The 12,046-nt window shown below is 56.1% G+C and carries 8 protein-coding genes; 4 read left to right on the top strand and 4 right to left on the bottom strand.

Features of this window, described 5'->3' with window-relative positions:
• Nucleotides 1-22: 22 nt before the first annotated feature.
• The gene (locus EGH21_RS19635; RefSeq protein ID WP_220620105.1) at nt 23-1,597 is read right to left on the bottom strand and encodes a hypothetical protein; all 1,575 of its coding nucleotides are present in this window, start codon (nt 1,595-1,597) and stop codon (nt 23-25) included.
• Nucleotides 1,598-2,101: 504 nt separating this feature from the next.
• On the opposite strand from EGH21_RS19635, the gene EGH21_RS19640 reads away from it, so the two are divergent.
• From EGH21_RS19640 to EGH21_RS19650, 3 genes are all read left to right on the top strand, one after another.
• The gene (locus tag EGH21_RS19640) at nt 2,102-2,440 is read left to right on the top strand and encodes a hypothetical protein (RefSeq protein ID WP_220620106.1); all 339 of its coding nucleotides are present in this window, start codon (nt 2,102-2,104) and stop codon (nt 2,438-2,440) included.
• Nucleotides 2,441-2,679: 239 nt separating this feature from the next.
• A complete protein-coding gene (locus EGH21_RS19645) occupies nt 2,680-3,888 on the top strand; it encodes a PPC domain-containing protein (protein WP_220620107.1) in 1,209 nt (402 codons plus the stop codon).
• Between the two features lie 123 nt (nt 3,889-4,011).
• A complete protein-coding gene (locus EGH21_RS19650; protein ID WP_220620108.1) occupies nt 4,012-4,488 on the top strand; it encodes a hypothetical protein in 477 nt (158 codons plus the stop codon).
• A 52-nt stretch (nt 4,489-4,540) separates the two neighbouring features.
• On the opposite strand, the gene EGH21_RS19655 is transcribed toward EGH21_RS19650, so the two are convergent.
• The 3 genes from EGH21_RS19655 to EGH21_RS19665 form a co-directional block, all read right to left on the bottom strand.
• On the bottom strand, nt 4,541-5,758 hold the full coding sequence (locus EGH21_RS19655) for a metal-dependent hydrolase (RefSeq protein WP_220620109.1): 1,218 nt from the start codon (nt 5,756-5,758) through the stop codon (nt 4,541-4,543).
• Between the two features lie 413 nt (nt 5,759-6,171).
• Nucleotides 6,172-9,093 carry a phospholipase D family protein gene (locus EGH21_RS19660; protein WP_220620110.1) on the bottom strand — a complete coding sequence of 974 codons (2,922 nt, stop codon included), beginning with the start codon at nt 9,091-9,093 and terminating at the stop codon, nt 6,172-6,174.
• Complete coding sequence (locus EGH21_RS19665) at nt 9,086-10,519, bottom strand: hypothetical protein (protein ID WP_220620111.1); 1,434 nt, start codon at nt 10,517-10,519, stop codon at nt 9,086-9,088. The genes EGH21_RS19660 and EGH21_RS19665 overlap by 8 nt, the downstream gene beginning before the upstream one ends.
• 192 nt (nt 10,520-10,711) lie before the next feature.
• Between EGH21_RS19665 and EGH21_RS19670 the strand changes: the two genes are divergently transcribed.
• A complete protein-coding gene (locus EGH21_RS19670) occupies nt 10,712-11,938 on the top strand; it encodes a hypothetical protein (protein ID WP_220620112.1) in 1,227 nt (408 codons plus the stop codon).
• The last annotated feature ends 108 nt before the right edge of the window (nt 11,939-12,046 follow it).

The raw sequence follows: 12,046 nt of genomic DNA on the forward strand, positions 1-12,046 counted from the left end.
CGCTCGTATTGGCTGTGTTCAGTCATCGGTTCTTCGAGTACTGGTTTTGGAGGTCGTCCATCACTCGCTGGGGGCTCACGCCATCGGCAACTTTGATGGAGACAAAACCCGGCGGCGGGTCTTCTGGTACCTCCATGCCGACGACGTCTCCCTGTCGTTCGGCGAACGATTGTGCCTCCCGGAGAACTTCGTCGGAGACGAATTTCTCGGGGAGTTGTTCCGTCTGGAGTTCGACAGTGTCGTCGGACGCACTCGCCGTGGCCGTTGACTGCAACTCCCGGAGGACGTACAGGACGTCATCAGGGTCGGCCCCGTTTGTCGTCGTCTCCGTTCGCCCTCTTGCCGTGTCATGGTCGTCGGCTGTCGCCTCGCCGTCACCAGCTATCTCCAGCGTGGTTCCCTTGACAGCGTACTCAACACCATAGCTCTGTTCAAACGGAACCCGGAGTTGCGCGGTTAGGTCTTTGCCGACGACGCCTGGGACGGGAATCGACCCCGACCCATAGTCGATAGTCGCCACGACGCTTTCACCGAAAAACTCCGCTATGGCCTGGACCGCCGCCGCTTCCTCACGCGCCTCCTTGGCGTAGCGTTCGGCGGCGTCGAACCGCCCCTCGTGGAGTGCGACCTGCGCGTCGGTCTTGGCGTCCGAAACCGACAGCCGATTCGGGACCGATAGCGTCTCGTCAGGCGTTCGTCCTTCGAGTAGATACTCTCGTAATCGTTCCTGTGCCACGCCATCGAGATTGTCGAGGTGGTCTTCGGCGAGTACGAGCGACTCGTCGGCCGCATCAAGGCCCGTCGCGACTCGCGTTTCGTGTTCGTCCAGCGCCGTTTCGAGATCCGAGAGGTGAGTCTCGACGCGTTCTATCGCGTTGGCGACCGGCCCAAGACCCTGCGTATCGATAGCGTTGACGAGCCTGTCGTCGAGTTCGTGTTGATCACCGCCGATCTGTACCGGCGGGCCATCGAGCGTCGGCAGTGATATCTCGTTGTACGACCGGAGATTCCGTACCTCGTAAGCTTGGTCGTATCGGGAGACATAGTGAAGGTCTCCGAACTCGTCGCGGATACGGTCGACGACAGCCCGCTCCAGTTCTCGTTGGAGTCGGTTCGCGCGTTCCTCGGGATTCAGTCCCTCGGCATCCGTGCGCACCTGTGCAGCCGCATCGTTCCGCTCTCGACTTGATTCCGGCCCCTCAGTCAGGTCGTCTGCTCGGTCCACAACGGACTGACACTCCTCACGAAACGCCGCCATCTCGGTCTCGAACGACTCCACAGCAGCCGGTGCAAACGACCGCAGTGACGACAGCGTACTCTCGCTAGCCGCTGCATCGACCTGATCGTCGAACTGTTCCAGCGCCTTGCGGGCGTCTTTCCTGGCCGCCGAGAGCTGTTCACTCGTCTCCTCATCGAGGGTGATGTCCCACTCGAAGACGAGCGACGCGCCCCAACTCGCCGCTGCTGCGACAACCGGTACCAGTAGGAAGCCAGCAACTTGGGCCGTCGGCACGTCTGCCGACAGTACCGGAAGGTAAACGAGTTCGAACAGGACCAGAAACAGCGTCACGAAGCCTGTCGCTCCGAGTGTGAACACACGGTGCCTAATCACGAATAACCCCGCCCCCTGTGCCAACCACGCTACCGTGACCAACACGAAGAGTACGAGTACAATCGCTGAACTCGCTCGGAATATGGTTCCGGCGGCGTCGAATACGGCGATGGATTGGAACAACCGTTTAAGCCCACCAATGACGGGTATCCCACTCGCAGATGTCCCAAGCAACGCAACCGCCGCCTGGATGAATGACGCGAGGATTGGCAGGCCGGCTATGAACCAGCAAGCACCCGACAATCGTCGTCGGTTTTGTAACATCTAGAATCAGCGTTGTTAATCGGAGGATAAAATACTTAGTACCGAGTTAGCGATCTGACCTGTTACGAGCTTTCATTACCACTTTTAAAATACCAAACCTATACTCTGGTCTTAATATCAACGCTGCTGATTTCTTCTTGTTCGTCTTCCGTCGGGGTCCAGCCGACTCAGTTTCGTGAACTCGGGAAAAGACTATTACCTACTTGTCAAAAAATCACCGCGTAGATGTCAAACGAAGATACACAGCTAGCTCGGACCTCGTCTCTCGATTCCTTCGAAGATGTCCTCGTACGACTTGGCGGAAGTTCTGAGGCGTTGATTATCGATTCGGCGGCCGACCGGGCAGCCCGTATCGTCGATATGGACATCCGGCAGTCGGCGTCGTCGGCGTTCGACCGGTGGCTCGCGAAGTACGGTGCTGAGTGGAGAGAGTTCCACGGAAGACGTCGATACAGACGTTTTCTCCTCCGAATCGGGTGCCGAGACGCCGGTCCAGAGCGTGCCCACCAGCGTTCCGGGTGCGGCTACAGCCGATACACAGCCCACTCCAGCCGCGCAGACTGATGACGAACTGCCATCGCGGTTGGAGATGCCGCCGATTCCTCGCCGCGTCCACGGTAGTGGTCGGTGGCCCGGCTGCTTCTATCGGCAGCTACGACAACCTTGCCGACGGTGACGACGGTGAGACGCGGCGCGGCCAGTCAACGGCCAAACAGTTGGCGAGCTGACGTATTCAAGCCATAGTCACCCTGTCGTATTGTTGGAACTACACATATTCCGCCGCTAAGAGTACCACCCGAAGTATGCCAAATAATGGCACACATGGACGGGCGTCACCGACCACGATTGGCAGCATCCTGCTCGTGTGTCTCGTCGTGGTCACCACCGGGATGGCCGGGCTGTCACTGGGACAGCAACAGCAGAGTGAGCAAGAGCCGAACAACCAGCAGTCGGCGGCCACACAGCTCGAGATCCCGCCGAACACGCCTACCAATGTCAACGGCGTGCTCGGACTGGGGGACGAGGACTGGTTCGAATTCGACGCGCAGGAAGGAGATACCATCACCATCGATTACAGTGGGTCGGCGGGAGAGGCCCGGCTGCGTGGACCGGACGGCACGGTGCTTGATGCTGAGAGTTCGACGATTCAACGGTTGCAGGCGACTGCCGAACAGGACGGAACGCACTACATACAGTTGACGACTACCGCCGCCGCGAACGGGGATTACTCAATGGAATTCAGGCTCCAGCGGGCGGATGACGAGAATGGCGGGGAGGAAACGACGACACCTGACGAGTCCAGTGAAACCGACAGCAGCCAGAGTAGTGATAATGCAGATGCACCGACCAGAACAGAGCAGGACGAATCGACCGGTGAGGTGACGGCTTCAGGTGACCAGTTTGCCGATTCATGTGATGCAGAAGGGGTCCAGCCGGTAACGCCAGGAACGTACAGTGATTTGCTCACCCCGGTTGACGGGGATGTACTCCTCGTCAATCTCTCTGAGGGCGAGTTTATTACTGTGAATGTGACCTATGAGGGACCAGAAAGTTCGAATCTCGCAATTGTTGGGTCGTCTACCTCATTCTCAGCAGTCAACGGCAGTCAAGTGCAGACAATCCCGAATACGAGAGCCACTAGGACACGTGCTATCGCCGTAGCGCCTGGGAATACCCAATTCCGAGTATATGCTGAGTCAGATGACGGTGTTTGTCTTAATCTCTATACTGTGGAAGAAGGGCTTTTACCGTCGAATATAGGGGTATCTGGGGGTGGTGGTGCGGGGACGTGGAGTCTTTCGTTCACTGCAAACAACCCCGACCCCCGACGTATTAATCAGACGCAGGTGCCCGGCGATACGCAGCGTAGCGAGTTAGCTTCGCGTATCGCAGAATTAGAGCAACAGATCGCGGATTTGCGTGAGCGAATCGCTCGGTTAGAGGAACAGGCCGCTGTCGGTTCCAATAACACGACGGCCGAAAACTGGTGTTCTCAGGGTCAACCTGCTTAACCACAATGGTTATAGAGCCAGTAACAAATAACTAGTCTGGACAGCGGGCTGGCCGCTCTTGCTCGTGAATTCAAAGTCGACATACCCAAAGGTATGAAATGACGGTACTGTATACTTCGGATAATGGATGCAGCAGAGTATGTCCACTCAGTGAAAGAGCAATTACGCGCTTTCGACTTTGTCGAGGAAGATGATTATCGGAATCCGGGGATGATTGACTCTTGCTTCTACAGATGTACTGACGGAGTCGTGAATACAACTGAAGAAGTTGTCGCAATTGTGCGGCTAACCGAGGCTGATGTCGAATCGGTAAAGGAAGCCATTGAGGCTTCAAAATCATTCTTTGAGTGGAAAGAAGACGGAGGGCTTGAGGCAACGAACCGACGATGGACATATGCGCTTCTCATCCTTGATTCAGCGTCTGGACCAGTGCGGACTGCGGTAAAACGGATGGTCGGTAAGTTTGAGGGTGGATTCATTCTCCCTGTCATTGCTACAATGGATGATGAAGCTCTGGTGTATGAGCGGCCAGGAAAGCTAAAGAAGGTCGGCAATCATAAAAAGGTCTCAGAGAACGCTCAGAAGTATTTCAAGCCGTAGTTGGGAAGAGCGGGCCAATTGTGGAGTGTGACTACTACAGACAGCGGACAAATTACTCGGTGTCACCTGAGGAGTGTTCGTCACCGGAGGTGATCGAGGTCCCCTCGTCTGTCTGTTCCTGGTCGGTAAGCGAAATCCCATCGTTATCGGGGGGTGACAGCCCTTCATCTTCATCTGGTCCGTCTGCGTTTAATGTACCAGTAGAAGTAAATTCACGATCCGGTGAGAGGGAGTCGACGTTCGTATCCGACTCGTCAAGCAGTGGAATCTCATCTGCCTGTAGTTCGGCCTGTGACCGCCGTAACGGGGTTCCATCACCCGAATGAGCAGCGATTTGAGGCAGGATATCCATCTCAACGAGCGTCTCGAAGTCGGCCGAGCCGACGTTAAGTATTTCTTGGAGACTGTAGCTCATACGGTACCAATGTTCCTCGGGTGCGTTTCTGATATCTGCAGGGGAACTTTCGAAGAGCGGTAAATTCCAGAAGGCTCGCTCTGTGTGGTCTAACAGGTGCGTGAATAGCCGTTCAATATCGCCTAAGACTTGATTCTTGACAGCCGAATAATCCTCACACGTGCCAAGTTTTTCGATATACTCTGTGAGCCGGTCTTCTGGTGGCTGCCAACTAAGCAGATAAAGTCCGGAGACCGACCATGCAGCGCCAGCAACTGCCAGACTGGCAATTTGCAGATATCTGTTCCACGGTGTGGCATCGTGTGCTATCCACCCGAACGAGAAGTTTCGCCGAGAGAATGGCCTAAGGAGACGCAGTGCCGCGAATCCTCGGTCACCTTTCGTCGGCAGATCGCCCGCGAAGTGCCCCAGTGATCCGAATGCAACCGAATCAAGGACCCAGTCGGCCATCGACTCCATCGCGTTAATTATCGCTTCTGACTGCTCAGAGAGATGCAGATAGCCCGCGGTGGACTCCCCAACTTTTGTTGCGGCATACTTTATGATTCGAGCTGCCCCGTATGCACTCCCCAGAATCGGAATGGAATGCAGTTCCCGGTGCGCCCCGTTCAACGGAATTGCGTCGTCGTTGAGGATGTCCAATTCGTAGGTGTCGAACCGATAGGAGACAGCCGCACTGAGCCCAGTGAACCCCAGTCCTGCGACTGCCAACGGGGCTCGGCGCTGTAGTCGTTCTTTGATAGAAGGAGGTTCTATCCCGGAGGTATACTCATCACGAACCCGACTGCGAAGCCAGCCAGCAACAAGCGCGGAACTGACTCCAGCAACAGTTGCTCCATGTGTATACCCTTTCATACCACTTTATCTCATCCGAAGCCGAATAGGTGTTTCTCCGCGAATACAATACTCTAGATTAGTCTTCTCGATATCGCGGACAGTGTATTTAACCCAGTGAGAGCCAATTCCTTCGCCATAATCCTGCAGCACATCATTAATTACTGTGCGATAGGGTTCGATGGAATGTAACTAATTCTGCCGAGCGTGATGTCTCCTCTAACTGGTTGACCATCGTTCTTATCCCGCACTCGTGGTGGGTCTGATTTGACGTACGGCCAAATTAACCAACATTGCTAAGATGTCCGCTTCTATGTTGGTTAAGGATTCAAAGATCCAATTTATCACTCCCTCGGAGTCCCTTTAGATTGGTATACCGCCACGGGGACAAGCCAAGACACACTCTGCCTGTTCAACCAGAAGCAGATGGTGACCTATCCCGCCTCAACGAAACAAAGGAGTACCTCATTCAGTTGTCGAATGGTCTCCGGACGCCGTTCCCCTGTGTTCTCGAGGTAGGGGTGATACGGTAACTCTTCGCCAAGACGCACTCTCAGAAGCCGGTCAAGGTTAATCATCGGTGCCGGGGCCTGATCGTCGTCGCGGATACCAAACGTTGCATGCCCATCGACTGTGAATTTGACCCGATCCCCCGATTGGCGCTCCAGACTGACGCGATACTCGTTTGCTGACCAGGCGTATTTTGTCCCTGTCTCGGCGGGTCGGACGACAATTCGGTATGTCGCAGTCGCCTCGAAAAGAGAACGGAAGAGAGGTACTGCGACGTACTCAGGCGGTGATTGGAGTGCGCGGATTGGCCTCGACTGTTCGAGTTTGTTCTCATCACGCCAGTACTCGAACACGAGATCCTCAACCACATCATCGCCGACATCCTCAACCACGATGTCATCGAAGTCGAACCCGAGCCACATGATGGCCTGGTCCGGGTCGAGTGATCCGAACGGGGTGGACTCAGGAATATCAGCACTCGGTTCTATCGCCGACACAAGCCGCTTCCGAACATCGATAGTCGTTGTATCGGTAGACAACCAGAGCGTTCCCGTATCGGTCTCGACCCCCAGTAGTCCCTGCACCGTTAGGCTAGCGTACGGTGCGGGTGGCGTGAGTGGCTCTGTACAGTCCCTTTGCTGCGGTGGACTGTAGAAATAGCCCGCTCTGCTGTATTCGTATGCGTGTGTCTCTGCGGTGAACGGAACGTTCCTCTCATGCAGCGAAATCTCGAGCGGTGAATCCTCGTGAATGAACGGGTCGACAGCGTTCTCGACTCCAAGGACATCCGGCACGGAAATCGCCGAGAGGGAATATTGTGGTGAGACCGCGCTGACTTGTTGTAGCCGTTGTTCGGTTGTCTCACTGTCAATGTGTCTGTCTCCCCCACGAGTCGGTAACGTACACTCGTGGTACTCGGTCGGGTAGTGTGTGTCAAACGGCTCACCCAGAGATACTGTCAGCGGCTCTGCTGCCAATTGCGGCTTGAACGCGTACTGGCGGCCATGTGGCGTGTCGATCCACCCAACAGGCTGGACTGCCTCTGTTTCAGTCTCGAATTCGAGACTGTCTGTCGGTGGGGTAACTCCCGACGCGAAGGTCACGTCGAGGCACGGGAGCTGACCGACTTCGTCGATTTGCTGTGTCGTTGGCCTCACCGCAGTCATCACGGCCGCTGGAAGGAACGGATCCTCGAACCCGGCCGATTCGAGCTGACTTGCCTCAAGTCTGATAGTTCGCGTGAGTGGTCGGTCATAGCTGCGGTACAGGTACCCGGCTTCTGCGGCTTCGAGTACATCCGTTGGAAGCCTTCCAGCAGTCGAATACGTGGTCCCACTAATCAGGAGTCGGTCCCACTCCTCGATTGGCTCATCGAGTTCGTCGTTGGCCAACTGTGTGAGCTGGCTTGCCGAGAGTTGGTACACCGGTGTTTCGAGGGGCGTGGTGACCTGCAGGTCCAACGATTCGATGTACTGATTCTCCGACTCTCTTTCAATTGGTATATTAACATTCTTGTCACTTGAAGTCAGTGAGGTCTCGTACGTCGTTAGCTCGCCAGTGACGATGTCACGGATATACCAGTGGGCTTCCTCAATTTCGAACGGGACCGCTTTATCAGGCCAGTCGATCACGATTTCGGTTGCTGAGGCGGTGAGCGTGGCCGAGACCAGATTCCCTATCGATTGGCGTGTGTATGGAAGGAACCCACCACTCCCAGCTTCGATCCGCTCGTCGATATCCGTCAGCGTCTGTGCATCGGCGCGCCCGTAACATTCGGCCAGCGACTCCAAGAAGAAGTTCCCGACAGACTCGATACGGTCTGAATCGCGGAGCCAGATTCCGTACTCGACATTTCCGCCATTTTTCTTCCAGGCATTCGCCGTCAAATTTGCCGAGGTCAACAGCACATCCTTGAGTACCGTCTCAGCACCAACTGTCTCAATCACAAGTAGCACTTTGAGGTGAGCCAAGCCGCCCCGAATCTGACTCCCTGAGGGCAGTGTCTCGCCATCATCTCCGGGAAAGCGAGTCTGGAGGCCGAACTCACCGAATTGGGCAGCAAGTTCGTCCACATCGGCAGTTCCGAGGAACGATCCAATGCTCGGCTGTGTCGTATCAATAAACGCCGATGGGTCGGCGCCGTACACTTCGATACTGAGCTGGTCGTCATCCAAACCCGGTGGGGCAAGTGCAGTGAGTTCCTTGATGCCGGTTTTGTTAACGTTCGGCGTAAAATACGAGAGTGTAACATCGCCACTCGTCTCGCGCAGACACTGTGTGACAGAGCGCCGCAGCGATTCACCGAGTCCCGAATGCACGACAATCGGTTCAGTTGGCCAGCGCCGGAGTGCATCATCCACACTTTCTGATGGTGTCCGCCGGAGGAGCGATTGAACGGTGTCTAGAAGCTGTGTGACACGATCGTTGTTTGTGGCTTTCGACGGAATTCGACCTGCAAGGAGGTCATCGAGCGTGAACGCCGTTTTGACTGTGCCCTCGAACCGGCTGGCCCATTCGACGTTGCTGAAGAGTCCGGCGTGACTCAGATTGAACGACCCAGTCCAGACGACGATTCGGTCTGGTCCCCAGACGACCACACACTTGCCGTGCACATCGCGTTCGAGAAGAGTGAATTCTTCGTGCTCCACGTCCTCCGACAGGCGAATCTTGTCCGCTGTGTCGCTGGGCGTACAGACCAGCGTCTCGAAGTCGTCGAACCAGTCCAGATAGCCCGGTGTCACCGTGTAGGTTGTAATGAGAGCGTGCTCGAATGCGGTGTCCGATCCGTTGACTGTCTCTTTGATCTGTGCCCCGACATCGTCGACGGTGAACGGTTGTTTACCCATCGACAACCGCCTCGGTTAGCGTTTCTGTCCAGTTGATGACCTCGTCGACACCATAGAACGTCGCTGAGTCGTTCTCCTGAATCGGCGCTGTGACACGGTAGTGGTCGCTTTCGTCGACGAGCACATCGTTCCACTCTAGCAACGCGATGAAGAGCTCACGCGGGCTGTCACCCGCACCGAGCTGTGCGCGGAACTGATCCAGGAGGGCCACAACGGTATCCTCATGCATCGATGTGAGTACCCCGAGGAGATCCGCAAGTTCTGCTCCGTAGCGGTCCTGTGTCGAGAGTTCGATAAACCGTTCAAACGACTCCGCAGTCCCGTGATCTTCGAAGAGCTCATCGATATCGTCGTCGGTGATGATTCCCGACGTGTTGGCGATGAGATGGCGAGCCAAATCTTCGCCGTCCGCGAGGAAATAATTGACACTCCAAAAATAACAGAGCGGTTCGAGCACATCAAATACCTCTCTCGAGATGTTGGCCTCAGGGAACTGTCCGCTCGCTTCATCGATAATGTCTGCTCGAGAGCGGTAAAGTTCGGGCAGATGTCGGAGGTCGTCCAGAATCGCGTCTCTGTCTTGCGAGGGGCCGACAACGGCGATGAGGAGAATCGATCCGACGAGATATTCACCGTGTTCACGTGCTTGTACGGCTTCGAGGAAGGCATTTGCTTCGTCAGCAGCGATGGCGAACTGTGTGTTCGCCAGTCGTGCTAGGGTTGCCGCCGGTGCCTGTTCCAACAGTGGGCGAACGAAGTTGAGATTTGACCCAATGACGACCTCACTCAAGCGGGTGCGATGGAGGGCCGATACCGCACTAAAGCATCGTTCGATTGCCCAGACGAAGGCCGTCACGATACTACCGTATTTCTCACGCTCATTTGCCCCTGTGTTGTGGGTAACATTGCGGAGTTGTGTTTCGAACTGCTCGGCAAACGATATATCGTTCTCGGCACACCGCGCCCGGAACCGTTGTGACATGAATCCCAGTGTCTCTGTGGTGAACTTACTCAGCGATGGGGCTTCCCCAGCGGCGACTTGCAAGAAGTGATCGACTAGCCCGTCGTAGAGGCCACGACCAGTGCCCGTTGCTGGCTTGAACAGCCACTCGCTGGCGGCGTTTTCGCCGACCGTGATATCAGGTATTCGTCCCTGTCGCGTCTCATAGAGGGACCGAAGGGCGTAGTAGAGTACCCCGTCGGTGGCGACTCGTTTGTCGTCGCGTTCCGCCCACAGGTAGAGGTGGTCCTGCTCGGTCAGTTCATAGCCGTTCTCGTGGAGGTAGATTGCGTACTTGTTCCAGAACATCGGGTACATAATCATCCCGACATCTGGGAAGACGATCTCAGTGACTGCCTTTGGCCGAAAGTAGTTCGCCTGTGTCCCACCCTCGGGGCGAGCCGAGAGGAAGAACTCGTCTCCCATGGTGGTTTGTGGCATAGTTTGTCGAGTTGTCCCGGCTATAAGAGCATTGGTACGTAGATGATGTATAATTGACAGGCATCTTGATGAGGGTCATGATATGCAGAATGATTTCACTTCTACAACGAGGCTTAGCGTCGATTAACATCCTGTACGCCCCAGTTTAATGACGACCGGTCGAGAAAGACTGTAGCAATGGCAGCTACTCTCACCGAGCCCACGGTTCTCGCTGTCGCGAAGGACACTCTCTACCCTGATCTCGATAAGGGCCCAGACCATTACGCTGTCACCGAAACCCAGTTCACCAAGCCGACGTGGGGCGGGTGGGAAATCCCGGACGATCTGCGTCGTCGTCTCGCACCATACAACACGATTCGTCTTGCCGACGGTGAGCCTGACCTCCTCGGCGTGGGGATGCCTGCTCTCGAAGTGCTGAACGCTGATGCCGCGACAACCCCTGTCGCCGTCATCGAAGCGAAAGGCCACAACACCGACCCGAGCGCCGCCGACGTCCGAACCGGCATCAACCAGGCGCACGGCCACTTGTCCGAAGTCAACATTGGGTATGTCGCCGCCCCCATTCAGAGCATCTCTGACCAGGCACGTGCCCTCGCACGCGATGTTAACGTCGGCGTCATCGGCGTCGAAAGCCCGTACGACGCAACGCTCATCGAGCCCGCTCGCGTCACCGGCGTCGGCGACTTCTCCACCACTATCGACGCAATCCGGTTCCAAGCCACAACGCACCGACTCACCGAAGGAAGCTTTCCAGTAAACCACCCGAAGAACTACCTCGGCTACGCACTCGCCCTCGCTGCAGATGGCGACACCGCTGACATCTACTCCGAACACGTGATCAACAGCGTGTCCGGCGGTCGCCGCGGGGCAATCCTCCTCGGTCTCGTCGACAATCAGCCCGGTGGAGAGACACTCACGCACCTCGGTGCAGAAGTCGTCCGCTTTGCCCGCACCCAACACGGGACCGTTGCTGCCGCCCTCGACAAATTCGCCTCGTGGAAAGGCCGGTCAACCCGATTCACGACGCTCGCTCCCCGCTGGGCGCAACTCGCCCGCTCAGTCGCCATTCAGTACGAGCCAACGCAACTCATCATCGAAGCACTCGAACGCCTCCACCAGCGCGGCATTAACCCCGCAACCATCGACGCCGTCGTCCGAGAAGCCTCCCGCATCAACCAACCCCTCACCGTTGAAGTGTTCTTTACTCAATCCAAGCGTGAGGATGTGCTCACCGCTGACGGAGAAATCAACGAATCAGTGCTTACGGATCCGACCGTGTACAAGTCGGGCATTCACTTCCAATTCAAATACCACCTCCGTCACATCGGACTGCTCACGCACGGCGGAACAGACGACAAAGACGCCGTCCTCACCAACAAGTGGGCATCATTCGTCTTTAGCTAAGACTCACACCTCGGTTGCGTAGCGGTAGCGAGCGTCTCCTGTAAGATCGGTCGCTGTTGATGGATCTTCTGTGCATCTTCGATCAACCGCTCCAACAGCGGCGGTGGT

It is taken from the genome of Haloarcula rubra (genome assembly GCF_019599465.1).
GTDB lineage: Archaea > Halobacteriota > Halobacteria > Halobacteriales > Haloarculaceae > Haloarcula > Haloarcula rubra.